The following is a 24678-nucleotide window of genomic DNA, read 5'->3' as shown; positions in this document are numbered from 1 at the left end:
AAGCCGCAGGTCACCCACCTCCGGGAGGATCTTCATCCCCTACCGCCGCAGGTGCGGAGCATCCTCCCCCGGAAACCAAAATCGGTTGTCATCGGTTCGCATTTTGAAGCTACGACCCCTGACCACCGTTCGACATGAGTAGCGGACTACCCGATTCGTCAGGGCGAATTACCCGTGCCGGGCGATGTTCGGCTCTGCGGCGGCTACCACCGCAGGGGCACAGGATCCTCCCCAGGACGGAGGTTTTCCCCGGCGCGAACCGATAAAATCAGCCAATGCGATGGTTGATTGCACGCTACGCACGCGCCTTCGCGTTGATGGGGTACCAGTACCCCTGGTACTACATGGTCATCGCCGACGGCGCCATCCTGCTCACCGCGGCCCTTGCGACAGTGCAACGAGTGCTCGAGCACCCATCGGGTTGGGAGTGGATCATCCTGGCCATGGCGTTCGGTTTCGCCGCGGCTCCACACATCGCGTGCCTCTTCGTCACGAAGCGAGCCCTTTTCACCCCGGCGCTCGTCATTGCCACCGTGATCTCGGTGATCCTCTTTTGGCAGCTCCCGACATACGCCGACGCCGCGACCCTATTGCTTGTTCTCGGCATCACCACCGATGCTGCGGTCAGCACCTGGAAGCAAACCACCTTCAACATGGTCATGACCGTCGGCGTGCTCGTCTACGGAATCGCGATCGGAGCGGTGGAACAGGGATGGCTGATCGCTGCGATGCTGTGTTTCGGTGTGGCGGTCGGACATCTGTTGCAAATGCAGTTGGCATTGCTGGTGCGGGAGCGTCAGGCCCGGGTGGCCCGGCTCCAACTCGACCGTGTCACCCTCGCCACCGAGGTGCACGACGTGATCGCACACTCGCTCAGCATCGTGCTCCTGAACGTGACCGGTGCCCGGCGAGCGTTACAGGAGGACAACGACACCGCGGATGCCGTCGCGGCATTACTCGACGCAGAGCAGCAGGGCCGCGCGGCCATGGCCGACATCCGCCAGACCATCGAGTTGCTGCGCGCCGACGCCGAACCAGCCAGTCCGACACCGGGATTGAACGATCTCCACGAACTCGTCTCGTCATTCCAGCGCGCCGGACAGGACGTCCGGTTCCGCTACGACAACCCCGGTGGATCACCGACGAGCGCCACCGAACTCGCGACGTTCCGCATCGTTCAGGAATCGCTGACCAACGCGTCGAAGCACGCCCCGGGTGCGGCGGTCGACGTCGAGGTGGGTCCCGATTCGGCGGGAAGCCTGCAGATCAGCGTGCGCAACAAGGTCGCTCCCGATACCCGCCGCCGGCCCGGCGGCTCCGGTCTGAGCGGAATGCGTTCGCGCACAGAGCATCTGGGCGGGCGATTTCACGCTGCACCCAACCAGGACACCTGGGAGGTCAACGCTGTGCTGCCGTTCTCGACCGGCACCGACCTGGCACGCGACGGTGCCCGGTGACCGGTGACGCGGCGCGGATACGCGTCCTCCTGGTGGACGATCAGGACCTCATCCGATCCGGCCTGCGACGGATCCTGCGCCGCAAGGACGGATTCGAGGTGATCGGCGAGTGCTCCGACGGCGACGAGGTCGTCGAGGCAGTGGCCGACCTCCGGCCCGATGTGGTCGTGATGGACCTGCGGATGAAGCGGGTCAGCGGTATGACCGCGACCCGGCGACTGGCCGCAACCGTCGGTCCGCCACCGGTGCTGGTCCTCACCACGTTTCGGGACGAGGAGTTGTTGTCGGATGCACTGCGCGCCGGTGCGGCCGGATTCGTGTTGAAGGATTCGCCCGCCGAGGAGTTGATCCGGGCGGTACGCATCGTCGCCGAGGGCGAAGCCGTACTCGACCCGGCGATCACCGCACGGGTGCTCGACACCTACCGGGCCGCACCGGGACCGGCCACCGGCAACCCCTCACTGGACCGCCTGACATCACGCGAAGCGGCGGTCCTCGGCCTCATCGGCCGCGGAATGTCGAATGACGAGATCGCCGCCGAACTGGTGATCTCCGTGGTCACCGTCAAAAGCCACGTCGGCAACATCTTCCACAAACTCGGTGTCCGCGACCGCGCCGCAGCCGTGGTCTACGCGTTCGACCACGGCGTGGTCAGCCCACGCGCCCGCTGATCAATACTCGGCTTCAGAACTTCGAGAAGTGCTTGACCGTGTCGGTCTCGATGGTGGCGAACGTCTTTGCGGAGACCGGATTCGCAAATTTCGAGGTCTTGGCCATCACCCCCGCGAGTTCGATGGCGAACGACCAGGTGAATCGGCAGCCGATCGGTGCGGGTTCGACCTCGGTGAGTTCACCGAACGCCTTGAGACCCGGCACGTTGGCTTGCTCGACATAAAAGGCATTGCGGTATCTACCGGCGTCGGGATCCTCATCCCAGCAGAAGAATTTTTCCGACAATTTCACATATCCGGGCGCCAATTCGGCCGACCGCGTGGTGCCGACCCCATAGGGTGCCGGGGACGTGAAGGTGATCGATTTGATGATCCGGCACCAGTCGAGGGTGTTCTGCCGGGTCAGCTCGGACCACGCCGTTGCGGGGCTGACCGGCAGGTTGACCGAGAAACGATGGGTGACGGGCGCGATGTCGAAGAAGTCGAGAGCAAACGGTTCGAGCGGGTACGCGGGCATGTTCGCCTTTCGTATGGCATTCATTCCCGGCGAGTGGTGAGTCGGTCACATGATTCGACCACTCGCGCGAGAACGGTCCGATGAGCCTGAGATCAATCCTGGCATGGCAACATAAGGGTTCTACAAACCCCGGCGAGAAGAAAGATCAAGCGTCCGGGTGGGCTCGGGCGCTTGTCCGAAGATGGAGGAGTAGCAGTGACGCTGGACGACCGCACCTCGGGAGATGTACCGCCGAACGTCTCGTCGATCCCGTTGTCCGACCCCAAGGCGCGCCCCGGCGGTGATCCGAGTATCGGCACGCTGGTGAGAGATGCCACGGCTCACCTGTCGACGCTGTTCCGCGCCGAAGTCGCGCTGGCGAAGGCCGAACTGACAACTGAGGCCAAGAAGGCAGCCGTCGGCGCGGGCCTGATCCTCGTGGCGCTCACAGTCGCGCTCTACGCCAGCCTGTTCTTTTTCTGGTTCCTCGGCGAACTGCTCTCCGAGTGGCTGCCGCGGTGGGCCGCGTTCGGCATCGTCTTCCTGATCCTGCTCGTCGCCGCGATCATCACCGGGCTCATCGGCTACAAGGTGTTCAAACGGATGACCGGACCCACGAAGACCATCGATTCCGTCCATCACCTCTCTGATGTGCTGCCCGGCGGACACGACGACGTACAGGTCCGGCCCGGCGCCGACCTGCGCAAGTCGAGCCAGCCCTACAAAGGCTGACGTTTGCCCGCCCCTGATCCGTCGTCCGTTCGGTTCACGGGCTGGCACCACGTCGATGTCCGGGCCAACGGCGTCCGGTTACACGCGGTCGAGGTCGAGCCACCGCGCACCGACCGGCCACTGGTTCTCTTCATGCACGGCTTCGGTGAGTTCTGGTGGAGTTGGCGCCACCAACTGAAGGCGTTCACCGAGGCGGGCTACCGGGCGGTGGCCGTGGATCTGCGCGGCTACGGCGACAGCGACAAACCTCCCCGCGGCTACGACGGCTGGACCCTCGCCGGTGACACCGACGGCCTGATCCGAGCGCTGGGCCACACCGAAGCCACCCTGGTGGGCCATGCCGACGGCGGCCTGGTCTGCTGGGCGACGGCCACCCTGCATCCCCGGTCGGTCCGGTCCATGGCGGTGATCTCCTCCCCGCATCCCCAGGCTCTCAAGACGGCCGCGCTGCGCGAATCGAACCAGCGCAAGACGTTCCTCAAAGGCTTCCTCAAGGCCCAGATCCCCCGGACCGCCGAGCGGGCCCTCACCGAAGACGACGGCGTGATGGCCGAAATGCTCCTTCGCGCGCACTCCGGTCCGGCATGGCTGGACACCGATGACTTCTCCGACACCGCCCGCCGGAACCGCTCTGCGATTCAGATTCCGGGCGTCGCCCATTGCAGCCTCGAATATCAGCGGTGGGCTTTCCGGTCCCAGTTCCGTCCCGACGGCAGCAAATTCCTCGAACTCATGGACAAGCGCCTGCACATCCCGGCGCTCGCGATCCGGGGTGAAGTCGACAACTACATCCAGCGATCGACCCTCGAGGCGAGCGCCCAATGGTCGTCGAAGCTGGAACTGACCGAGATCCCCGACGCGGGGCACTATTCACATCAGGAACAACCCGACGACGTCAATCACCGGCTGATCGAGTTCGCCGCGAACTGACCCGTGCTGCGTACGACCTTTCAGGACGCGTGGACGCAGGACTGGGTATCGACCGCGGCGCTGAGGCGTTCCGATTCCGCCAAGCCGGGTTTGACCTGATCCGCGGTCAGCACGAAGCCGGTCTCGGTGGTCGGGTCCTCGGCGGCTCCGAACACCACACCGAGCACCTCGCCGTCCGCATTGATCAACGGTCCGCCCGAATTGCCCTGCCGGATCGAACCACGCACGGTGTACACCTCGCGGGTGACCGACGTGGTCGGATAGATACCCGGACCGCGCAACTGGATGACCTCACGGACCCGCTCTGCGCTGGCATTGAACGGTCCACCTTCGGGATATCCGAGCGCGATGGCATCGGTTCCCGTCTCGGCCAACTCGTCCGCGAACCGCATCGCCGGCGCCTTCAGTCCGGGGACATCGAGAACCGCGATGTCGGTGAGTGGATCGAAGTAGACAACCGTCGCGTCGAAAGTGTCGTCGGACGCCGTCACCTGAAGCGTGTTGGTACCCGCAACCACGTGTGCGTTGGTCATCACCCGCTCGGGCGAGACCACGAAACCACTGCCTTCGAGCGCCTGCCCGCAGATCTCCGCGATGCCCTCGACCTTGACGACACTGCCGCGGACCTGTTCGACGATGGGCTGGTCGAGCAACGCCGGATCGGGCGGATCGACACTGGTGATCGGTGTCCGGCCGTACCGTCCGATGGCCTCTTTGAGCCCTGAACTGTCGAACATGTCCCAGAACTCGCGCGGCGCCCGCTGCAACCACGTCGGCGCGATCTCGTTGATCTCCTCGATGACCTTGGAGTCCCCGACCGCAGCCGCGATCTCCGGTTGCGCCGACGTGCTGATCGGGGTGGCCAGAATCCAGGCGGCCAACAGGACCGCAACCGCCTGCAGCAGCGACCCGACGACCGAATCGATTCGCCGAAGCGACAGCGTCCGAATACCGCTGCGGGCGGCCCGTCCCAGGACCATCCCCGAGATCTCGCCGACGATCACCAGTGCGACCAGCAGCAGGACACCCGCTATCAGGCGCCAGCGCTGGTCTTCGATGTTGCGGATCAGGTGCGGCGCCAGCAGCACCCCGGCCGCCGCGCCCAGCAGGACACCGATGAACGCCATCGCAGACGACATCGCACCCTGGCGGTATCCCGAGGCGGCGGCGAGCAAGGCAACGCCGATGACGATCACATCGACCCAGGCGGATCCGCTCATCACTGACCCACCTTGGCGAGCTCCTCGTCTAGGTCACGGACGTCTGATTTGTCCCACGGGATCTCCCAGCCGGCCGCCTCGATGATCGCGGCCAGCAGGCCACCGGTGAAACCCCAGACGAGCATGCCGTCGACGCAGAACGCCGGAGCCTGATAGGCGCGGGTCCCGGCGATCATCCGTTCGACCTGAATCCTGTTGTGCGGATCGATCAAATCGCGCAGCGGCACCCGAACCACCCTGGAGGTCTCGCCGGTATCGACCACACCAACCTCGGAGAGTTCGGTCCAGTAGGCGATCACCGGCGACACCTCGAAGCCCGACGGTGGAACCGGGAACTTGTCGAGTAAGGCCAGTTGGCTGACGCCTGAAGGATCGAGTCCGGTCTCTTCTTCGGCCTCGCGCATCGCGGTGCCCAACGGGAAGTCGTCGCCGGGATCGCGGGTACCACCGGGAAAGGCGATCTGCCCGCCGTGATTACGCAGGCTGCTGGCGCGCTGGGTCAGGAGCACCGTGGCATCGGCGGGGACACCGCCGTGGTGGGTGGGGTCACCGTTCCAGTCGCCGCTGATCAAGACCAGCACCGCGGCGGGACGGGTGGCGGGCATCACCGAACGCAGCAGTCGTGCGGTCATGCCGCCGCGATCTTCGACCGACTGCGTGACGCCGGCAAGGTTTGCGGTCAGCGCACGCATCCACGGTGGGACCGATCCGGTCGGCACCAGAACCCGGGTCACGTGGCTGCGCCCAGGTATTTGTCGACGGCCGCGGAGACCTCGTCGACGGAATCGAAGACGGTGGGCAGCACCGCGGCGACCGTCCCGTCCGCCCGCACCAGAACCGTGGCCGGATAGACCCGCGGAATCCCCAGGGCAGCAGCGATTTTCGCATCCGGATCGACCACGGTCGGTAGGTTGACACCGATTTCGGCGAGCAGGTTGAGGGAGAGGAAGACGTTCTCCGACCCTTCTTTGCCCTGGACGGTCAGTACCCGGATCCGGTCTCCGGCCTGCTCGGCGTAGTCGGCGATCACCGGGAGTTCGGCCCGGCAGGGTCCACACCAGTGCGCCCACACGTTCACCAGCATCGGTGTACCCGCGGTCGCGGCTCCGAGGTCGACGGTCGATCCGTCTGCCAGGCACGGCACCAACACACCTTTGAGTGCCGAGTTCTCCGGTGCCGGACCGGGCTCGGCCGGGCAGGGTTGCAACCCGGCCTTCTCCCGGGCCTTGATCATGTCGTCGTCGGACACACTTGCCTGCAGACCCGGGAGCTTGCTCGTACTGTTCGTCGACGCCCCGGTGGGCGCAGGCGCGGGATCCGGTGACGACCGCGGCCAGATGGCAACGATCAGTGCCATCACGACGATCAGGGCAGCCAGCGTCCATCGCGCAGATGTCGACAAAGCAAAACGCGACCGCTCAGTTGTCCGGGCCTCGCCCGGATCGGGTGAATCAGACATCGACTACAGACCTGCCAGTGCAAGTAGGTGGTCGGTCTCGGGTCCCTTCACCAAAACTGCGGCCTCGGCCTTGTCCGTGGGTCCCAGACCATACGAGGGACAGTCGGACGCAAGCACGCACACTCCGCAGGCGGGTTTGCGTGAGTGGCAGACACGGCGGCCGTGGAAGATCACGCGATGCGACAGGTCGGTCCAGTTCTTGCGTTCGATGAGCTCACCGACGGCGTGCTCGATCTTTACCGGATCGGTCTCGTCGGTCCACTTCCAGCGCGCCGCAAGCCGGCCGAAGTGGGTGTCGACCGTGATCCCGGGCACACCGAAGGCGTTGCCGAGGACGACGTTGGCGGTTTTGCGGCCGAAACCGGGCAGTGACACGAGGTCACGCAGATTCGACGGAACCTCCCCGTCGAAGCGCTCGACCAATGCCTGACCGAGTCCGATGATCGAGTTGGCCTTGTTCCGGTAGAAACCCGTCGACCGGATCATCTCTTCGAGTTCGGTGCGATCGGCACCGGCGTAGTCCTCGGCAGTGCGGTAACGACTGAACAGGGCCGGCGTTGTCAGGTTCACACGTACATCGGTGCACTGCGCCGACAGGATGGTGGCCACCGACAACTCCAGCGGCGTGGTGAAGTCGAGTTCGCAGTAGACGTGCGGAAATGCGGTCTGCAGGGTGCGATCCATCCGACGCGCGCGTCGCACCAGACCTGTGCGGGTCTCGGTGCCGCGCTGCGCCGCGGTCTTGGCGCGTTTGACCCCTGCCTTCGAACTCACCAATTCAGAGTACGGTGCGCCCCGACATGCCCTGGTTTCACGGTCGGGCTCCGTCACCGTCGACAGGTCGATTTCCGCCTCCGACCAGCTCTCCGCAGCCGGTCGCGCGGTGATTGTGTCTGTTCTGAGACCTTCGGTGTGTTAACTACACCCCATGCACGGACTCGCTGTACTTCTGTTCCCGGCTGCTCTCATGCTCTTCGCTCTGGCGATGGAGCGACTCGAGAGCCGGCTCGAACGTCTCAACGTTCGCGGTGAACACGTCGAGGAGTTCCTGGAGTCGGCGCAGCCCGAACAACTGGACACCCTGGCCACGCACGGTTTTCCCGCCGCACTCGACGAATTCCGCGATCGGCGGTCGCCCGCGAACTCAGAAACCGGCGATTCGATCCGTGTCACCCAGTAAACCGGCTCGAGTCGCGACAGGCCGTCGGCGTTAGTTGGGGTAACAACCAGCATTTCGCGTCCATACCCGTAGACTGCTTGACGGGTGACGAACACAACAACACCAACCGTGTGCGCACTCTCAGGTTTCAACGTGGTCTGGCTGGACCCTCAGGAAGGGGCTTAAGTGGAGGAAGTACTCGCGCGGGCGGGCATTTTTCAAGGGGTCGAACCGACCGCCGTCGCGGCACTGACCAATCAGCTTCAGCCGGTTGATTTCCCACGCGGTCACATCATCTTCAACGAGGGCGAGCCCGGAGATCGGCTCTACATCGTCTTGTCCGGCAAGGTGAAGCTCGGCCGTAAGTCGGTGGATGGCCGCGAAAACCTGCTCACGATCATGGGACCGTCGGACATGTTCGGTGAGCTCTCGATCTTCGACCCGGGACCCCGGACGTCGTCGGCAACGACCGTCACCGAAGTCCGCGCAGTGTCGATGGACCGTGAAGCCCTGCGCTCATGGATCGCCGACCGCCCCGAGATCGCCGAGCAGCTCCTGCGTGTGCTGGCCCGTCGCCTGCGCCGCACGAACAACAACCTCGCCGACCTGATCTTCACCGACGTTCCCGGACGCGTGGCCAAGCAGCTGCTGCAGCTGGCCCAGCGGTTCGGTACCCAGGAGGCCGGCGCGCTGCGCGTCACCCACGACCTCACCCAGGAAGAGATCGCCCAGCTGGTGGGCGCCTCCCGCGAAACCGTGAACAAGGCACTGGCCGACTTCGCGCAGCGTGGCTGGCTCCGTCTCGAGGGCAAGAGCGTCCTGATCGCCGACTCCGAGCGCCTGGCCCGCCGCGCTCGCTGACGCACACAACGACACAAAGCCGCTCCATCCGCGTTCTGCGGGTGGAGCGGCTTTTTTGATGTGTCTGCGCGGCTACTTGTCGGCCAGGTAGGCCAGCTGGGTTTTGACGGACATCTTCGCCGCCGGCCACAGCTTCTTGTCGACGTCGGCATACACTTTTTTGACGATCTTGCCGGGTTTGGCGTCTTGCGCACTCACCCCGAGGTCGGCGAGGGCCGCCCGTACCTGATCGATGCGCTGTTCGCGATGTGCTTTGTAGTAGCGGGCGACCGGAATCAGCTCGGCATGGTCGGGACCGTGACCGGGCAACATCGCACACTCGTCGCCCTCGACGATGAGCCGGTTGAGTGAGTTCATGTAGTCGCGCAACGATCCGTCCTTCGGATCGAGAACCGTCGTACCACCACCCAGGATGGTGTCACCGGTCAGCATCGCGCGCCGACCGTCGAACTCGACGAGAAAACTGACCGAGTCCCCCGTATGCCCAGGGGTGTACAGCACGGTGATCTTCAGGCCGGCGGCCTCGATGACCTCCCGGTCCGCGAGGATCGAGGCACCGCGGGTGTACTCGGCGCTGCGGGCACGGACCGGTGCACCGGTCTGCTTCCGGAAATCCTTGATGGCACCGGTGTGGTCGTAGTGCCGGTGGGTGATCAGACCCAACACCACGTTGCCCTGCGCAGCAACGGCTTTCACATGCTTTTTCTTGCCTTTGGGCCCGGGGTCGACGACCACACAATCCGGATGTCCGGGGGCGCGCAAGATCCAGGTGTTGGTGCCGTCCAGGGTCATCATCCCGGGATTGGCACATAACAGCACCGACGCGAAGTCGGTCACCGGGCGAACCTCACGATATGCAGGATGCTGCAATTCACTCATGCGACCCAGGCTAACGTCCGCGGCATGACGCAGCTCACCCGCGATCGCGATACAGCGTGACGCGGTAGGTGTAGTGCTCGGGCAGGAAGTGGCTGACCGACAATTCGCTGATCACCCCGTTGCTGTCGGTGTACAACCGGTCGATCCGGAGCACCGGCCGGCCCGGTTCGCAGTTCAGGTGGAGGACGTCGAGGTCATCGGCCTGGTCGACGGTGATCGATTGCGCCGCCTCGGCGATCGGCGTCGACAGATGCCGTTCGAGGAGCCCGATCACCGTGTACGTGCTGACCGCGCCCTGCGCCATCTCCGGCGCATCGATGATCAGCCGCGCGACCTCTTCGGGCAGATGCACGGTGGTCAGCACAAAAGGAATTCCGTCGTGGATCCGCCGGAAGACCACGGTGTACACGACGTCGCTGTCGAGGCGCAGACGACCGGCGGCCTCGACGTCGACGCGACGTCGCAACTGCTGCACCACCTCCATCGTGGTGTCGTGCGACAGATTCATGAGGTCCTCGATCGACCCCTGCTGGCGTAAGTAGCGACCACCGGATTCGTTGACGAACGTCCCCCGGCCCGGCACCCGATACACCGTGCCGGCCGCCACCAGATCCACGAACGCGCGGCGGACGGTCTGGCGGCTGACCTCGTAGCGCTCCGACAACTCGGACTCGGTGGGCAGGCGGGCGCCGTTGTCGTAGCGTCCGGCAGCGATGTCCTGGCGCAGTTGCCTGGCCAGCAGCGCATAGGCCGGTTCGGACTCGTTCCTCTTCCCCGCCATGGTCCCCAAATCCTTCTACAGGCCGCCGCGGGACACCAGTTGTCCGGCAATGACATTGCGCTGGATCTCGTTGGTGCCCTCACCGACGATCATCAGCGGCGCATCCCGGAAGTAGCGTTCGACATCGTATTCGGTGGAGTAACCGTAGCCACCGTGGATCCGGACGGCGTTGAGGGCGATCTCCATCGCGACCTCGGAGGCGAACAGCTTGGCCATCCCGGCTTCCATGTCGCAGCGCTCGCCCGAGTCGAACTTCTCCGCGGCGTAGCGGGTGAGCTGCCGGGCAGCGGTCAGCTTGGTAGCCATGTCGGCCAGGTAGTTTCCGATCGACTGGTGCTTCCAGATCGGCTTACCGAAACTCTCCCGCTGCTGCGCATAGGCCAGGGCGTCTTCGAGTGCAGCCGTCGCTACGCCGAGCGCACGGGAGGCGACCTGAATACGTCCGGTCTCCAGGCCTTTCATCATCTGCGGAAAGCCCTTACCCGGTGTGCCACCCAGGATCGCCGACTGCGAGATGCGGTAGTTGTCGAAGGAGAGCTCGCAGGATTCCACACCCTTGTAGCCCAGCTTGGGCAGATCTCGCGAGATCGTCAGGCCCGGACCATGCTCGACCAGCACGATCGAGATACCGGCGTGGCGCGGGGTGGCTGCCGGGTCGGTCTTGCAGAGCAGTGCGATCAGACCGGATCGCCGAGCATTGCTGATCCAGGTCTTGGCACCGTTGATGACCAGGTCATCACCCTCGGTTTTCGCCGTGGTGGTCAGCGCCTGCAGATCAGAGCCGCCGCCCGGTTCGGTCAGCGCCATGGTCGCGCGCAACTCGCCGGTTGCCATCACGGGGAGGTACTTCTGCTTCTGCTCGTCGGTCCCGAACATCGTGAGGAGTTTGGCGACCACGGTGTGGCCACCCATCGCACCGGCCAGGCTCATCCAACCGCGGGACAGTTCCTCGGTGACCGCGACGTAGCAGGGCATCGAGACCGGCGAACCGCCGAACTCGTCATCGATCGCCAGGCCGTAGATCCCGATCTGCTTCATCTGATCGATCCACTTGTCGGGGTATTCGTTGGCCTTCTCGACCTCCCGGACCGAGGGCTTCACCTCGCGGTCGACGAAGTCACGCACCGTCTTCACCAGCATCGATTCTTCGTCGTTCAAGTTGTAGCTCATGACATCCTCCGCGGCAGCAAAACTTTGTACGGCCATATTCGTCGCCCGGTGGGCTCGCTGTCAACCTCGAGGCAATGACACCGCACCGAACGACACCTTGACATCAGCAAACATCGCCGACCATGATTTGGCCGTACATACGAGCTCGAACCGAACTCGAAGGGATGCGATGAGTCGCCGACGATCTGTACTCGTGGCGCCGGGATCCGACCGGCGCAAGTTGACCAAGGCTTTGCAGGCGGGAGCCGACGAAGTTGTCCTCGACCTCGAGGACGCCGTCACACCCGCCAACAAGGATGATGCCAGGGCTCTGGTGGTCGAGGCCATCAACTCGATCGCACCTGCCCCCGGAACCACCATCGCGGTTCGCATCAACAGCGTCGATTCACCGTGGGCCGCTGCCGATCTGGCAGCGCTGGCGCAAACCGGATCAGGTCTGTCGAGTGTGGTGGTACCCAAGGTCAACGGCCCCGCAGACCTCGAGATCGCCGCAGCCGGGCTCGCCGGGCACGGCGCGACACTCCAGGCGCTGATCGAAACCCCCAGTGGCCTCACCACTCTCGACGACATCTGCTCTGCCGTCGACGAATTGGACGGCCTGATCATCGGATACGCCGACCTCGGGGCCGAACTCGGCCGCGAGCCCGGTCTACCACCGCAGCGGTGGGCGGCGATTCAGGACCGGGTGCTGATCGCCGCCCGGACCGCAGGTATCGCCGCGATCGACGGACCCCATCTCGGAACCGCCGACGACGACGAGTTCCGGTTCGCGACGCGATGGGTGCGTGAGCTCGGATTCGATGGCAAATGGGTGATTCATCCACGTCAAATCGATGTTGTGACAGCCGAATTCACGCCGTCGGCCGAGGCTGTCGATCGCGCCCGGCGCATCTTGGCCGCACTCGACGAAGCCGCTTCAGAAGGCGCCGGAGCCGCTCAACTCGACGGGCAGATGCTCGACGAGGCAGTTGCCGTGTCCGCACGGCGCACGCTGGCCAAAGTAGAGGAGAAAGCAGATGTCTGACCCGGTATCCGTCGGCGGACCGTACTTCGACGAACTCGAGGTGGGGCAGGTCTTCGACACCGCCCCGTCGATGACCCTGACCGAAGGTGCCGCCGCGGTACATCAGTCGATCCTCGGGGACCGGATGCGCCTGTCCCTGGACGCACACCTGTCCCAGGCCGTGACCGGTCGTCCGACCGCCCTGGCCCACCCCGGCCTGGTCTGCGACGTCGCGATCGGCCAGTCGACGCTGGCCACCCACCACGTGAAGGCCAACCTCTTCTACCGCGGACTTCGATTTCATCGCTTCCCCCATATCGGCGACACCCTGTACACCCGCACCGAAGTTGTTGGATTGCGGGCGAATTCGGTCAAACCGGGACGCCGGCCCACCGGCCTTGCAGCTCTGCGCATGGAGACCACCGACTCCGAGGGAAACAAGATCCTCGACTTCTACCGGTGCGCGATGATCCCGCTGTCCGAGTCGCCTGCGCAGAACCGCCCGCCGGCGGCCGACGATCTCTCCGCGATCGGACCTGCCGACGAACCGGCATTCGAGGTCCCGGCCGGCTGGAACCTGGCCGCACTACCCACGTCGCAGCACATTCCGGCCGCCGGCACCATCTTCGAATCCAGTGCCGATGTGGTGTCGAGCGCCCCGGAGTTGGCCCGGCTCACCCTCAATATCGCTGCGACCCACCATGATGCGCGGATCGGTGGCGAGCGCCTGGTCTACGGCGGTCACACCATCGGCATCGCGCTGTCGCAGGCCAACCGGGCATTGCCGAATCTGGTGACGGTTCTGGGTTGGCAGTCCTGCGACCATGTCGGTCCGGTGCATGAGGGCGACACGATCACCAGTCGCCTGGAGGTGGAATCTGCCGAATCCCTCACTGCCGGTGGAACCCTGCTGAAGCTGCGGTCGCTCGCCGATGTTGTTGCGGTGGACGGAACCACAACCCCGGTCCTCGACTGGAAATTCACCGCACTGACGACGTAGCGCCGGCCAGACACGAGCAACAAAGGCACACTCGACGGACCGTTCGGCCCGCTCGACGGCCGGATGGGCACGCTCGACGGACGGTTCGGCACGCTCGACGGGGAGCACCGCCGAGCGTGCCGAACCGACCGTCGAACGTGCCAAAATCGCCGCCGAGTGCGCCGAAAATGCCTATCGCACAAGCAATCAACGCTCCAGAATCGGGGCGATCACGTCGCGCCCGAAGGTCTTGATGGTCGCCGGGTCGGCGAGGTCGTGGAGGCGGACGATGCACAACTCCACGCCATGATCGATCTCGGCTTTGAACATCTCGACCAACTCGTCGGGTGTGCCGACCAGCGCCTTGCCCCAGCCGGATTCGGGCAGTCGGCGTGCAGTCCGCTCGATCACCTTGGCGCGCAGCGACTCATCGGTGACAACGCCCACCGCGTACTGCACCGACAGGCGCGCACTGCCGCTCAGTGGGCGCAGTTCGTCGAGCTGATCACGCGCGCCACCCACGCAATTCCACCAGTCTGCGTACTCGGCAACCAATGGCATCGTCAGCTGTTTGCCGGCACCACCGATGTGGATCGGAATGGCGGCTTGCACGGGCGTCGGCCTGCCGTAGGCACCCGACAGCTGAAAGTGCTTGCCCTGGTAATCGAACGGTTCGCCGGAGAACATCAGCCGAAGGATCTCGACGGTCTCGCCCAGTTGCTGCGCACGTTCCTTCCGCGACCCGTGTTCGATGCCGAACATCTCGAGCTCGGCCTCGATGGATCCCCAGCCCAGACCCAGATCAAGCCGGCCTCCCGAGATCCGATCGACGGTGGCCGCCATCTTGGCCAGTACCGCCGGATGGCGAAGTGGGTTGCAGACCACCAGATGTCCGAGCCGGATGTCGGACGTGGTCGCGGCGATCGCCGACAGGAGAGTCCAGCTCTCCAGTGCATCCATGGTCGGTACGCCGGGTGCGAACAGGTGATCCATCAGCCAGAAGGAATCGAACCCGGCCCGCTCGGCGCCCTGCGCGGCGGCGATCACGGCGCCTGCTTCCATTCCCAACTGGGGGACGAAGATTCCGAACTGCGGCAGATCTGTCATCGAATACTCCTCATCGGTCCATCAACCGTCCGCCGATCACGGTGGCGGCCACAAGTTCTCCGTCCAGCTCCCGCAGAACCACCTCGGGTGGTTCAGAGAGCAGACACAGGTCGGCTGCTGATCCGATGGTCAGCTCCCGCGATCTTCCCGGAGCCCCTGGCTCACCCAGGAACAGTGTTACCGCAGCGGCATCGGAAATCTGTTCCGCGATGGAGATCTCCGATCCGCTCGCTGTCCGGCGATCGCGCGCGGCACGCATCGCCGCCCAGGGGTCGAGATCACCGAAGGGGGCGTCGGTGCTACCGGCAACGGGCACACCGGCGCACTGCAAACTCCGGAGCCGCCAGAGTTCTTCGTGTTCGGCGGCCGGAACGTCCTGCAGGTATTCGTCGCCGCGTTCGGCCACGAAGTTCGGTTGTGTCACCACGGTGATGCCGAGTTCGACGAGGTCGGGAATCATCGACTGCGGGACCACTGCCGCGTGTTCGATGCGGTCGCCGGTGTGCACGCCGGCGGTGCGCAGGGCGGTGGTCGCGACCACCAACTGCACGACCGTGACGCAGTGCAGGGCCACGGCGGTACCGCGGTGATGCACTGCGGCAATCCATTCCGTCAACGCGTCGAGATCGAGGGTGTCGTCGTCGAGAATGCGTTTAACGGGCCCGAACACCAGATGCGGATGGTCGCGGCCCGAATCAGCGGACATCACCAGGACCCGCTGGCGGATCTGCCCACCACCGACGGCGTCATCCAGCGAATCCAGATCAGCAGCAGTCAGATTCGGGGTGGCCTCGGTGACACCGGTGACGCCGTATCTACTCAGACGAGCACTGAGTGGACCGAAGTCGGTAGCATGTCCGGTGGTTGCCGCTGCCACCTGAGCATCCTGCCGAAAGAGTTGCCCGGTGGGATGGTCGGACTGCCCGAGGACCGCCAGACCGGCCGAGTTCACAAACCACATCGCACCGCTGCGATGCTGAATTCGTAAGGGCACGTGAGCAACCACCGCATCGAGGGCATACCGGTCGAGCTCACCGGCGACACTGTTGTGGTAGCCGACCGCGCGGATCCAGCCATCCGGCTGTGGCGTCGCTGCAGCCAGTGCGGCCCGGAATTTCTCCGGCGTGTGGACTTGCGGGGGTCCGACTCTGATCGACGCGGCGGCCGCGACCGTGGCCCGCAGATGGATGTGGTGATCCCACAGGCCCGGGATCAGGGTTCCGCCCCGGGCATCGATGACCGTTTCTCCCTGTACCGCAACCAGATCCGTTCCCACGTCCGCGATCCGCTCACCCACGGTTCGCAATGCAACAGGTTGCCCGGGGAGCCGCCGCGCGTTGATGATCAGCATGCGCTCCGCCGACTCTCGATTAGCTCGGCCACCCACTGCGCATCGACCGGGTAGCCGGAGGGCTCTGCGATCGGAGGCATCCGGGCGGCGACCGCCACGTGGTCACTTCTGGATGGAACGGTTTGCACTGCAGCATATTTCGCGGCCACCCCCGACATCACCACGTCGATGAGTTCCCCGCCACCCCGACCCAGTGAATCGACCACCGCGCGAGCGGCCTCGAGACCGGACAGGGGATCGGCGATGGCGTCGCCGCAGAACACCGGACCACCACTGCCCTGGCCGACAAGACCACCGGCGACTGCCGCGTCGTCGCCGAACGCCACGCGGTTGCGCATGTCAGGGGCGGTGCCGTAGCCGGTGATCCGAACCCAGACCCGCCCCCGCCGGGGTGCCCTCGTCGTCGCATCGAGCCCGGCTGACTCCAGCGCACGCGGCCGGGATGCCTCGATCACCACCTCCGCGACATCGAGCAGATCCGCCAGTTCGGTGTTGTGACTGGTGATCTCGGCCGGGAACAGCAGTTTTGCGCCGTTCATCCAGCGGAAGAAGTCCTGGTTCCCCGCACGGGCGCCGTCGGGACGGCCCGGACTCTCCACCTTGATCACCGTCGCCCCGAGGGTTCCGAGAAGCTGCCCGCACAACGGACCGGCCCACATCGCGGACAAGTCGACCACCAGCAGATTGTTGTCGACGGCGCGCGGCCGCGACCTCTCCCAGCACGGCGTGATCTCCACCGGTGGCGCGGTCACCGACCCCAGGACCGCGGCCGGGATCTCGAGCATCTGCGCACGTTCGACGAGTTCGTCGGCCACCCAGGTCCGGGCCGCGACTTCCAGCGTCGACCAGGGGTCATCGATGATGTCGTCGGTACTCAGCAACGCACCCAGTGAGTCGATGTCCATGGTGCGCGCGAGGGAAAATGCCGCCCAGGTGTCGCTGCACCGGATCAGCCGGGTCGCCCCGCCCGCCGATATCCGACCCTGGCGACTGGTCCCCATCAGCGTCGACCTGCCCGCCAGGAGGTCGTCGACCCGGACATCGAAGGGCTCGGCGACCTCGTCGGCCATCGCCAGGATGCCCGCCCGGCTGAAGTCGGGTGGACCGTCGGGATCACCGGTCAGATGGGCCATCCCGCTGCGGGCCCATCGCTCCGCCGGATCGATCACCGATACTCCTTGTGTGATGGGCTGCTTCTTGGGTGGACCTGTCTGCAAGCCTATTACCCAGCTCACACGACCTACCATGGGCGGTATGGGTCGATTCCATCGTCACGACGACACAACACACACCCATGCCGACGGCACCACGCACAGCCATGGTGACCACAGCGGCTACGACACCGGGTCGCAGCGGGTCGAGATCCTCGAGGCCATCTTCACCGAGAACGACGTCCGGGCCGATCTCAACCGCGGCGCATTCGACGCCGCCGGGGTGCCTGCAGTCAATCTGATGAGTTCGCCGGGATCTGGGAAGACCTCAATCCTGTCGGCGACACTCGACGCACTGAGACCGACCCTTCGGATCGGCGTCATCGAAGGCGACATCGCGACGGACCTGGACGCCGCGCGCCTCGAGGACAAGGGCGCGCAGGTCTCACTCATCAACACCGCCAACGGATTCGGCGGCGAATGTCACCTGGACGCGCCGATGGTCAATCGCGCACTCCAGGGTCTCGATCTGGGCACACTCGACCTGGTGTTCATCGAGAATGTCGGAAACCTGGTGTGCCCGGCCGAGTTCGATGTCGGCGAGCACGCCCGCGTGATGGTCTATTCGGTGACCGAGGGCGAAGACAAGCCACTGAAGTACCCGCTGATGTTCAGCCGGGTACATGTGGTGCTGCTCAACAAGATCGACCTGTTGCCGCATCTGGACGTCGAGCTGCAGCAGTTTCTGGACACGATCGCCGAAACGAATCCGCGCGCCCACGTGATTCCCGTGAGCGCGCGGACCGGTGAAGGTTTGGAGCAGTGGTACAGCTGGATCGATACCGCGGTGGTCAGACCTCGACGATGAGTTCGACCTCAACCGGCGCACCGAGCGGCAGTTCGGCAACACCCACCGCTGACCGGGCGTGAGCTCCGGCTTCACCGAAGATCTCACCGAGCAGATTCGAGGCACCGTTGATGACGGCCGGCTGCCCGGTGAACCCGGGTGCCGATGCCACGAACCCGACCACCTTGACGATCCGCTTGATCGAGTCGATGCCCACCAGCGCGTCGATCGCGGCCAGCGCGTTCAGTGCGCAGATCCGCGCGGCGGCAGCAGCAGCGTCAGGCCGGACCACACCTTCGGCACCCTCGGACACCTTGCCGTGCTCGGTCAGCTCGCCACCGTGTATCGGCAGCTGGCCTGATGTGTAGACCAGATTGCCGGTCTGCACGGCCGGTACGTATGCGGCCAGTGGTGCTACCACCTTGGGGAGCACGATGTTCAGTTCAGTCAGTCGCTCCGACCAGGTCATGTGCAGATCAGCCTTTCGCGCGCTTGAGGTAGGCGACGTGCTGTTCGCCGGTGGGACCGGGGAGGACGCTGACCAGCTCCCAGCCGTCGGCACCCCACTGGTCGAGGATTTGTTTGGTGGCGTGGGTCAGAAGCGGAACGGTTGCGTATTCCCAGGCAGTTGGCTCACTCATGTGCCCAGCCTATCGGCTGCATATCCGCATGCCAGGGGCGACCGCGATCAGTCGTCCGCGTGGACGTCGGAAAAGCCGCGAATAGCGGACAGGAAGTCCGCTGGGACATGTCGATCAGTACCCCTGGTGGATAAGGTGAGCCGGTGACGTCAGAACAACCGCAGGGTTATCACTGGCCGGAAGCGGCCAGGAAGGCACGGCTTCATTTCGTGTCAGGTAAGGGTGGGACCGGTAAGACGACCGTCGCGGCTGCGCTCGCGTTGGCTCTTGCGGCCGAGGGTAAGAAAGTGCTTCTCGTGGAATGCGAGGGGCGGCAGGGCATCGCGCAGATATTCGATGTTCCACCGCTTGCACCGACCGAAACCAAAGTGGCCACAGCGGAGGGCGGCGGCCAGGTGTCGGCGCTCGCCATCGACATCGAACATGCACTACTCGAATATCTCGACATGTTCTACAACCTCGGATTCGCCGGCCGCGCCATGCGCCGGATCGGGGCGATCGATTTTGTCACCACCGTCGCGCCGGGGCTTCGCGACGTTTTGGTGACGGGAAAGATCAAGGAATGTGTCGTCCGGACGGACAAGAAGGGGAACCGGGTCTACGACGCGGTGGTCGTCGATTCACCGCCGACCGGCCGTATCGGTAACTTCCTCGATGTCACCAAGGCGATGGCGGATCTGACCAAAACCGGTCCGTTGCGCAATCAGAGTGACGGGGTGGTGAAGCTGCTGCACTCGAGTGACACCGTGGTGCATCTGGTGACCCTGCTCGAGGCGATGCCGATTCAGGAGACCATCGAGGCGGTCAACGAACTCGAGGGCAAAGACCTGACGATCGGCTCACTGATCATCAACAAGGTGTCGCCGGAGCATCTGCCGGCCGACACGATCGCGGACATCGCCGACGGTGTCATCGATGCCGCGGCGCTACGGGCCCAGCTCGACGCCGCGGGTCTGGCCATCACCGAAGCCGACTTCGAGGGCCTGCTGACCGAGACCATCGAGCACGCCAGCCGCGTGCAGGCCCAACTCGAGGCCGGCACCGAGCTGGAGTCGTTACACAAGGACAAGTTGCAGCTGCCGACATTCGATGACGGCATCGACCTCGGCGGTCTCTACGACCTGTCTGAGATCCTGCAGAAAGCTGGTGCCTGATGCCTATCGACCTGAAGATGGGTTCGATCCTGTCGGATCCGGCCACCAAAGTGGTCATCTGCTGCGGTGCGGGCGGAGTCGGTAAGACCACCACCGCAGCCGCGATGGCTGTCTGGGCTGCCGAACGGGGCCGCAAAGTGGTCGTCCTGACCATCGACCCGGCCAAGCGCCTGGCGCAGTCGCTCGGGATGAACGAGCTGACCAACAGCCCGCAGCCGGTGAAGATCGACGGCGACGGAACGCTCGACGCGATGATGCTCGACATGCGGCGGACCTTCGACGAGATGGTCACGCAGTACTCACCGCCCGACAAGGCCGAGGCGATCATGAACAACTCCTTCTACCAGACCGTCGCGAGCTCGTTCTCCGGAACACAGGAGTACATGGCGATGGAGAAGTTGGGGCAGCTTCTGTCGCAGGATGATTGGGATCTCGTGGTGGTCGACACCCCGCCCTCTCGCAACGCCCTGGACTTCCTCGACGCACCCCAGCGACTCGGCTCGTTCCTCGAAGGCCGCCTGATGAAGGTGCTCGTCGGCGGTGGACGTGGTGTGGGCCGCGTGGTCACCGGCGCCGTCAGCCTGGCGATGAAGGGCGTCTCGACGATCGTCGGCGGCGAAACACTGCGCGACGTGTCGGTGTTCGTACAGTCACTCGACACGATGTTCGGTAGCTTCCGGGAACGTGCCAACAAGACGTACACGTTGCTCAAGCAGCCGGGCACCCAGTTCGCGGTGGTCGCCTCGCCCGAACCGGACGCATTGCGCGAAGCGGCGTTTTTCGTCGACCGGTTGTCCGGAGAGAAGATGCCGCTGGCCGGACTGATCCTCAACCGGACCCATCCGAATCTCACCGGCATCAGCGGATCGACCGCCGAGGCCACCGCCGGGCAGATCGACGATCCGCTGACGAAGGCGATTCTGACGATTCACGCCGAGCGGGCCACTACCGGCAAACGGGAACTGCATCTGCTGCACAGCTTTACGACGTCGCATCCGACGGTCCCGATCGTGGGCGTTCCGTCGTTGCCCTTCGAGGTCGCGGATATGACGGCGTTGCGCGCTGTGGCCGAGCAGATCACCAGCAAGGGCTGAACACATGAAGAAGGCGGCCACCTGGCCGCCTCTTCATGTTCGGTTGGTCGGATCTAGCCGACGCCCACAACCTGACGCCTGCGCTGAGTTTCGAAGAAGGTGCTCCACGAGGTGACCTCGGGATGCTGCCGCAAGAGTGCTCGACGCTGACGCTCGGTCATCCCGCCCCACACACCGAACTCGACGTGGTTGTCGAGTGCATCTGCACCGCATTCGAGCTGCACCGGGCAGTGCCGGCAGATGGTTGCTGCCTTGCGCTGTGCAGCGCCGCGGACAAACAGTTGGTCGGGATCGACCTCGCGGCAACGTGCCCTGGCCACCCAGGCCAGTCGTGCTTCGTTCTCTATGGTCGCAGCTGCCGCTTTCGCCATGTGCATCCCCTCTGAATCACAACAAGTACGCCTGGGCTTACATTTACGACTGAATGTTATGTGAGTCACATTCAAGTAGAACCAATCTATGGATCACACTCGTCGTCAGTCAAGTGCTGGAATGAAAAAAGTGGCACTTACGTCCAAACAGACGCTGCCGCGCCCGCCCCCGAGACCTTCGGATACCGTCTCTGCGGCCAGTGGCACGTATCCTTGCGGGCGTGTCGAAGTCGAAGTCCATAACTCTGCTCGTGGGATGCTGCCTATTGGCCGGCGTTCTGGTCGCTGGCCTGCTCTTTCCCGTCGCGGGCGGACTGGGCCTGGTATCGAACCGGGCAGCGGACACCATGCAGAACGTGTCGTCGGAATTGATCGAAGGTCAGGTGCCCGAGGTCACCACGATGACCGACGTCAACGGCAAGCCGATCGCGTATCTCTACGACCAACGACGCACGCAGGTCGGTTACAACGACATCTCCCCGGAGATGATCCGGGCGATCATCTCCGTCGAGGACCGTCGATTCCTCGATCACGACGGCGTCGACTGGAAGGGCACGATCCGCGCGTTCCTCAAGAACCAGTCGTCGGGTGAGGTCCAACAGGGTGCGTCGACCATCGACCAGCAGTATGTGAAGAACTACCAACTGCTGGTGCTGGCACAGAACGACGCCGAGCGCCGCGCGGCCACCGAGACCACTCCGGCGCGCAAGCTCAAAGAGGTCCGCATGGCGCTGACCCTCGAGAACACGCTCACCAACCAGATCAAGAAGGACCGCAACCTCAGCGACGAAGAGGCCAAGCAAGAGGCGAAGAAAGAGATCGTCACCCGCTACCTGAACGTGGTGCCGTTCGGTAACGGGGCGTACGGCATCGAAGCCGCCGCCTGGACGTACTTCAACAAGCCGGCCAAGGATCTGACGGTCCCGGAATCGGCCATGCTCGCGGGCATGGTCCAGTCGAGCTCCGCCCTGGACCCGTACACCAACCCCGACGGCGTGCTCGAACGTCGCAACACGGTGCTCGAGACGATGGTCTCCAACTTCCCGAACCGCGCCGACGAGTACCGGGCCGCAATGGACACACCATTGGGTGTTGTCCCCACCCCCAACACACTGCCGAACGGTTGCATCTCCGCGGCCGACGCCGGATTCTTCTGCGACTACGCGCTGCAGTTCCTGGCCGAGAACGGAATGACCAAAGACGCGATCGCCCGTGGCGGCTACACAATCCGGACAACGCTCGATCCGGCGGTCCAGGCCTCGACGAAGGCGGGTGTCGAAAAGTTCACCGACCCGAATCTCGACGGCGTGGCAACGGTGATGAGTGTGATCAAACCCGGCAACGAGTCGCACGACATCATGGCGATGGCGTCGAGCCGCGTCTACGGGCTCGATCAGAACCTGAACCAGACCGTCCAGCCGCAACCGTTCTCGATGGTCGGAGACGGTGCCGGATCGATCTTCAAGATCTTCACAGTCGCCGCAGCCATGGAAAACGGACTCGGCGCCGGATCGTCGCTGGCGGTCCCGCCGACCTTCCAGGCGCAGGGCATGGGTAGCAGCGATGGCGCCAACGGTTGCCCACCAGCGACCTACTGCGTCAAGAACGACGGCAAGTACCCGGCGCGGATGTCGGTGACCGACGCGCTCGCACAGTCACCCAACACCGCGTTCGTGAAACTGCTCAAGGATGTCGGTGTGGCACCGGCAGTCGATATGGCGGTGCGGTTGGGAATGCGGTCGTACGCCAGCCCCGGCAGCTCCGGTGACGGTGAGCAGAGCCTCGCGGACTACTTCAAACAGAGCAACCTCGGGTCGTTCACTCTTGGGCCGACCGCGGTCAACGCACTGGAGTTGTCGAACGTCGGCGCCACGCTCGCGTCGCACGGCGTCTGGTGCCCGCCGAACCCGATTGCCTCGATCACCCAGCCCAAGCGGGACCGTTACGGCAACGAGGTCATAGACGCCAATGGCGCCCCGGCCGTCCAGGAAGTCGCCTTCGATCGGCCGCAGTGCGAAAAGGTCGTGGAGCCGGGACTTGCGGATACCCTCGCCAACGCGATGAGCGCCGACGATCGTGGCGCGGGCACCGCCGCGGGCGCAGCCGGTTCCGTCGGCTGGGGCCTACCGCTGGCCAGCAAGACGGGTACCACCGAAGCTCACCGCTCGTCGGGCTTCATCGGGTTCACCAACAATTTTGCCGCGGCGGCCTACACCTACAACGACTCGCCAACGCCGTCCGAACTCTGCTCGGGCCCACTTCGCCAGTGCAGCTCCGGAACCCTGTACGGCGGTAGCGAGCCGGCGCGGACCTGGTTCAACGCGATGCTTCCGATCGCCAACAACTTCGGGCCGACCGCGCTGCCGCCCAATGATCCGGCCTACGTCGCCGGGGTCGGCGGCACCGCTGTGCCGAGTGTGGCCGGGATGACCGCGAGTGCGGCGACCAGCCGGCTCGAGGCCGCCGGATTCCGGGTCGCCCAGGCCGAGACCGAAAGCGCTCAGGCCGTGGGCACTGTCGTCTCGGCGAGCCCGGAGGGCAGCGCGATCGCGGGCAGCACCATCACCATCTACGTCAGTACCGGACAGGTGCAGCAACAGCCGACGTCCCGCGCACCCGCTCCGCCCACAACGATCACCGTCCCGGGGATCGGCCCGATCGAGATACCGGCCGGGTGATAGGGGACCAACCCCTCGACTACTGAAGTCGCGTGCGGACCGCGGCCGACAGGCGCTTGCCATCGGCCCGGCCGGCGGCAAGTGCGGTGGCCTGCCCCATGATCTGGCCCATCTGCTTCATCGTCGGCTCGGTACCGGTCTGTTCGGCGACTGCCGCATAGGCCTGGTCGACCACTGCGGCGAGTTCGGCGTCATCGAGCTGGCTCGGCAGGTAGCGAGCAATGATCTCGCCCTCGGCGCGCTCTTTGGCGGCCAATTCCTCGCGGTCGTTCTCGGCGAAGATCGACGCTGACTCGGCCCGCTTCTTGCTTTCGCGGGCGAGAATTTTGAGGACGTCTTCGTCGGTCAACTCACGCGCCGCCTTGCCGGAGACCTCTTCGGCACCGATCGCGGCGAGGACCATCCGCAGCGTTCCGGTGACAAGCGTTTCCTTGGCTTTCATGGCAGTGGTCAGATCGGCGCGGATCTGCTCCTTGATGGTCGACAT

General features: G+C 64.7%; 27 protein-coding genes. 12 read left to right on the top strand and 15 right to left on the bottom strand.

The genetic code is table 11. From position 1 onward, the window contains the following. Nucleotides 1-275 precede the first annotated feature (275 nt). Nucleotides 276-1457, top strand: coding sequence for a sensor histidine kinase (locus H290_RS29640; RefSeq protein ID WP_020109511.1), 1182 nt, complete (start codon nt 276-278; stop codon nt 1455-1457). After that, nucleotides 1454-2128 (top strand): response regulator transcription factor, encoded by a 675-nt coding sequence (locus H290_RS0124565; protein ID WP_020109510.1) that lies wholly within the window; start codon nt 1454-1456, stop codon nt 2126-2128. The genes H290_RS29640 and H290_RS0124565 overlap by 4 nt, the downstream gene beginning before the upstream one ends. Before the next feature lie 13 nt (nt 2129-2141). Here the strand turns inward: H290_RS0124565 and H290_RS0124560 are convergent, their stop codons facing one another. Further along, nucleotides 2142-2669 (bottom strand): SRPBCC family protein, encoded by a 528-nt coding sequence (locus tag H290_RS0124560; RefSeq protein WP_020109509.1) that lies wholly within the window; start codon nt 2667-2669, stop codon nt 2142-2144. A 171-nt stretch (nt 2670-2840) separates the two neighbouring features. Between H290_RS0124560 and H290_RS0124555 the strand changes: the two genes are divergently transcribed. After that, nucleotides 2841-3356 carry a phage holin family protein gene (locus H290_RS0124555; protein WP_020109508.1) on the top strand — a complete coding sequence of 172 codons (516 nt, stop codon included), beginning with the start codon at nt 2841-2843 and terminating at the stop codon, nt 3354-3356. Nucleotides 3357-3359: 3 nt separating this feature from the next. Beyond that, complete coding sequence (locus H290_RS0124550; protein ID WP_020109507.1) at nt 3360-4286, top strand: alpha/beta fold hydrolase; 927 nt, start codon at nt 3360-3362, stop codon at nt 4284-4286. A gap of 20 nt (nt 4287-4306) precedes the next feature. On the opposite strand, the gene H290_RS0124545 is transcribed toward H290_RS0124550, so the two are convergent. From H290_RS0124545 to nth, 4 genes are read right to left on the bottom strand one after another with little or no spacing between them, the layout of a single operon-like run. Continuing rightward, nucleotides 4307-5506 carry a MarP family serine protease gene (locus tag H290_RS0124545; RefSeq protein WP_020109506.1) on the bottom strand — a complete coding sequence of 400 codons (1200 nt, stop codon included), beginning with the start codon at nt 5504-5506 and terminating at the stop codon, nt 4307-4309. After that, nucleotides 5506-6240, bottom strand: a complete 735-nt coding sequence (locus tag H290_RS29635) for a CoA pyrophosphatase (RefSeq protein WP_020109505.1) — start codon at nt 6238-6240, stop codon at nt 5506-5508. Before H290_RS29635 ends, H290_RS0124545 begins: the two co-directional genes overlap by 1 nt. Further along, nucleotides 6237-6965: a TlpA disulfide reductase family protein gene (locus H290_RS0124535; RefSeq protein WP_020109504.1), complete on the bottom strand. Its 729-nt coding sequence runs from the start codon at nt 6963-6965 to the stop codon at nt 6237-6239. The genes H290_RS29635 and H290_RS0124535 overlap by 4 nt, the downstream gene beginning before the upstream one ends. A gap of 3 nt (nt 6966-6968) precedes the next feature. Beyond that, the gene (gene nth / locus H290_RS0124530) at nt 6969-7649 is read right to left on the bottom strand and encodes an endonuclease III (RefSeq protein ID WP_081631708.1); all 681 of its coding nucleotides are present in this window, start codon (nt 7647-7649) and stop codon (nt 6969-6971) included. A gap of 244 nt (nt 7650-7893) precedes the next feature. On the opposite strand from nth, the gene H290_RS0124525 reads away from it, so the two are divergent. Together H290_RS0124525 and H290_RS0124520 are read left to right on the top strand one after the other, a co-directional pair. Further along, a complete protein-coding gene (locus H290_RS0124525) occupies nt 7894-8145 on the top strand; it encodes a hypothetical protein (RefSeq protein ID WP_020109502.1) in 252 nt (83 codons plus the stop codon). Nucleotides 8146-8310: 165 nt separating this feature from the next. Next, entirely contained in the window at nt 8311-8985 is a 675-nt protein-coding gene (locus H290_RS0124520) for a Crp/Fnr family transcriptional regulator (RefSeq protein WP_020109501.1), read from the top strand. A gap of 72 nt (nt 8986-9057) precedes the next feature. On the opposite strand, the gene H290_RS0124515 is transcribed toward H290_RS0124520, so the two are convergent. The 3 genes from H290_RS0124515 to H290_RS0124505 are packed head-to-tail and all read right to left on the bottom strand — an operon-like array spanning nt 9058 to nt 11815. After that, on the bottom strand, nt 9058-9864 hold the full coding sequence (locus H290_RS0124515; protein ID WP_036520145.1) for an MBL fold metallo-hydrolase: 807 nt from the start codon (nt 9862-9864) through the stop codon (nt 9058-9060). 34 nt (nt 9865-9898) lie between these two features. Next, complete coding sequence (locus H290_RS0124510) at nt 9899-10645, bottom strand: GntR family transcriptional regulator (protein WP_020109499.1); 747 nt, start codon at nt 10643-10645, stop codon at nt 9899-9901. 15 nt (nt 10646-10660) lie between these two features. Continuing rightward, entirely contained in the window at nt 10661-11815 is a 1155-nt protein-coding gene (locus H290_RS0124505) for an acyl-CoA dehydrogenase family protein (RefSeq protein ID WP_028463658.1), read from the bottom strand. A 169-nt stretch (nt 11816-11984) separates the two neighbouring features. On the opposite strand from H290_RS0124505, the gene H290_RS0124500 reads away from it, so the two are divergent. Continuing rightward, nucleotides 11985-12839, top strand: a complete 855-nt coding sequence (locus H290_RS0124500) for a CoA ester lyase (protein WP_036520142.1) — start codon at nt 11985-11987, stop codon at nt 12837-12839. Then, complete coding sequence (locus H290_RS0124495) at nt 12832-13818, top strand: MaoC family dehydratase (protein WP_020109496.1); 987 nt, start codon at nt 12832-12834, stop codon at nt 13816-13818. Before H290_RS0124500 ends, H290_RS0124495 begins: the two co-directional genes overlap by 8 nt. A gap of 186 nt (nt 13819-14004) precedes the next feature. On the opposite strand, the gene H290_RS0124490 is transcribed toward H290_RS0124495, so the two are convergent. From H290_RS0124490 to H290_RS29630, 3 genes are read right to left on the bottom strand one after another with little or no spacing between them, the layout of a single operon-like run. Continuing rightward, a complete protein-coding gene (locus tag H290_RS0124490) occupies nt 14005-14904 on the bottom strand; it encodes an LLM class flavin-dependent oxidoreductase (protein ID WP_020109495.1) in 900 nt (299 codons plus the stop codon). Between the two features lie 10 nt (nt 14905-14914). Continuing rightward, nucleotides 14915-16255, bottom strand: coding sequence for an amidohydrolase family protein (locus H290_RS0124485; RefSeq protein WP_020109494.1), 1341 nt, complete (start codon nt 16253-16255; stop codon nt 14915-14917). Next, a complete protein-coding gene (locus H290_RS29630; protein WP_155977016.1) occupies nt 16249-17424 on the bottom strand; it encodes a CoA transferase in 1176 nt (391 codons plus the stop codon). Before H290_RS29630 ends, H290_RS0124485 begins: the two co-directional genes overlap by 7 nt. 85 nt (nt 17425-17509) lie before the next feature. On the opposite strand from H290_RS29630, the gene hypB reads away from it, so the two are divergent. Continuing rightward, the gene (hypB, locus tag H290_RS0124475; protein WP_028463657.1) at nt 17510-18274 is read left to right on the top strand and encodes a hydrogenase nickel incorporation protein HypB; all 765 of its coding nucleotides are present in this window, start codon (nt 17510-17512) and stop codon (nt 18272-18274) included. Here hypB and H290_RS0124470 read toward each other — a convergent pair. Both H290_RS0124470 and H290_RS31315 read right to left on the bottom strand, forming a co-directional pair. Further along, nucleotides 18258-18722: a RidA family protein gene (locus H290_RS0124470; RefSeq protein ID WP_020109491.1), complete on the bottom strand. Its 465-nt coding sequence runs from the start codon at nt 18720-18722 to the stop codon at nt 18258-18260. The genes hypB and H290_RS0124470 overlap by 17 nt on opposite strands. Nucleotides 18723-18729: 7 nt before the next feature. After that, nucleotides 18730-18894, bottom strand: coding sequence for a DUF4177 domain-containing protein (locus H290_RS31315; RefSeq protein ID WP_020109490.1), 165 nt, complete (start codon nt 18892-18894; stop codon nt 18730-18732). Nucleotides 18895-19037: 143 nt separating this feature from the next. On the opposite strand from H290_RS31315, the gene H290_RS0124460 reads away from it, so the two are divergent. Further along, nucleotides 19038-20048 (top strand): ArsA-related P-loop ATPase, encoded by a 1011-nt coding sequence (locus H290_RS0124460; protein ID WP_020109489.1) that lies wholly within the window; start codon nt 19038-19040, stop codon nt 20046-20048. Then, nucleotides 20048-21142: an ArsA family ATPase gene (locus H290_RS0124455; RefSeq protein ID WP_028463656.1), complete on the top strand. Its 1095-nt coding sequence runs from the start codon at nt 20048-20050 to the stop codon at nt 21140-21142. The genes H290_RS0124460 and H290_RS0124455 overlap by 1 nt, the downstream gene beginning before the upstream one ends. A 53-nt stretch (nt 21143-21195) precedes the next feature. Here H290_RS0124455 and H290_RS0124450 read toward each other — a convergent pair whose 3' ends face one another. Continuing rightward, nucleotides 21196-21513, bottom strand: coding sequence for a WhiB family transcriptional regulator (locus H290_RS0124450; RefSeq protein ID WP_020109487.1), 318 nt, complete (start codon nt 21511-21513; stop codon nt 21196-21198). A 221-nt stretch (nt 21514-21734) separates the two neighbouring features. Here H290_RS0124450 and H290_RS0124445 point away from each other — a divergent pair, with 221 nt between their 5' ends. After that, nucleotides 21735-24191, top strand: a complete 2457-nt coding sequence (locus H290_RS0124445; protein ID WP_051122196.1) for a penicillin-binding protein — start codon at nt 21735-21737, stop codon at nt 24189-24191. Between the two features lie 19 nt (nt 24192-24210). Here the strand turns inward: H290_RS0124445 and H290_RS0124440 are convergent, their stop codons facing one another. Further along, nucleotides 24211-24678: a GatB/YqeY domain-containing protein gene (locus tag H290_RS0124440; RefSeq protein WP_020109485.1), complete on the bottom strand. Its 468-nt coding sequence runs from the start codon at nt 24676-24678 to the stop codon at nt 24211-24213.

Source organism: Nocardia sp. 348MFTsu5.1 (genome assembly GCF_000383535.1).
In the GTDB taxonomy this organism is placed as follows: Bacteria; Actinomycetota; Actinomycetes; order Mycobacteriales; family Mycobacteriaceae; genus Williamsia; species Williamsia faeni.
Note: the sequence above shows the minus strand (reverse complement) of the source record. Positions and strands in the feature narration are given on the sequence as shown.

Coding starts and splice junctions, on each gene's coding strand:
- H290_RS0124495 (WP_020109496.1), top strand. CDS start 12,832: ATGTCTGACCCGGTATCCGTCGGCGGACCGTACTTCGACGAACTCGAG.
- H290_RS0124515 (WP_036520145.1), bottom strand. CDS start 9,864: ATGAGTGAATTGCAGCATCCTGCATATCGTGAGGTTCGCCCGGTGACC.
- H290_RS0124505 (WP_028463658.1), bottom strand. CDS start 11,815: ATGAGCTACAACTTGAACGACGAAGAATCGATGCTGGTGAAGACGGTG.
- nth (WP_081631708.1), bottom strand. CDS start 7,649: ATGGATCGCACCCTGCAGACCGCATTTCCGCACGTCTACTGCGAACTC.
- H290_RS0124545 (WP_020109506.1), bottom strand. CDS start 5,506: ATGAGCGGATCCGCCTGGGTCGATGTGATCGTCATCGGCGTTGCCTTG.
- H290_RS0124490 (WP_020109495.1), bottom strand. CDS start 14,904: ATGACAGATCTGCCGCAGTTCGGAATCTTCGTCCCCCAGTTGGGAATG.
- H290_RS0124470 (WP_020109491.1), bottom strand. CDS start 18,722: ATGACCTGGTCGGAGCGACTGACTGAACTGAACATCGTGCTCCCCAAG.
- H290_RS0124560 (WP_020109509.1), bottom strand. CDS start 2,669: ATGAATGCCATACGAAAGGCGAACATGCCCGCGTACCCGCTCGAACCG.
- H290_RS31315 (WP_020109490.1), bottom strand. CDS start 18,894: ATGAGTGAGCCAACTGCCTGGGAATACGCAACCGTTCCGCTTCTGACC.
- H290_RS0124455 (WP_028463656.1), top strand. CDS start 20,048: ATGCCTATCGACCTGAAGATGGGTTCGATCCTGTCGGATCCGGCCACC.
- H290_RS29640 (WP_020109511.1), top strand. CDS start 276: ATGCGATGGTTGATTGCACGCTACGCACGCGCCTTCGCGTTGATGGGG.
- H290_RS0124510 (WP_020109499.1), bottom strand. CDS start 10,645: ATGGCGGGGAAGAGGAACGAGTCCGAACCGGCCTATGCGCTGCTGGCC.
- H290_RS0124485 (WP_020109494.1), bottom strand. CDS start 16,255: ATGCTGATCATCAACGCGCGGCGGCTCCCCGGGCAACCTGTTGCATTG.
- H290_RS0124525 (WP_020109502.1), top strand. CDS start 7,894: ATGCACGGACTCGCTGTACTTCTGTTCCCGGCTGCTCTCATGCTCTTC.
- H290_RS0124440 (WP_020109485.1), bottom strand. CDS start 24,678: ATGTCGACCATCAAGGAGCAGATCCGCGCCGATCTGACCACTGCCATG.
- H290_RS0124535 (WP_020109504.1), bottom strand. CDS start 6,965: ATGTCTGATTCACCCGATCCGGGCGAGGCCCGGACAACTGAGCGGTCG.
- H290_RS0124450 (WP_020109487.1), bottom strand. CDS start 21,513: ATGGCGAAAGCGGCAGCTGCGACCATAGAGAACGAAGCACGACTGGCC.
- H290_RS0124500 (WP_036520142.1), top strand. CDS start 11,985: ATGAGTCGCCGACGATCTGTACTCGTGGCGCCGGGATCCGACCGGCGC.
- hypB (WP_028463657.1), top strand. CDS start 17,510: ATGGGTCGATTCCATCGTCACGACGACACAACACACACCCATGCCGAC.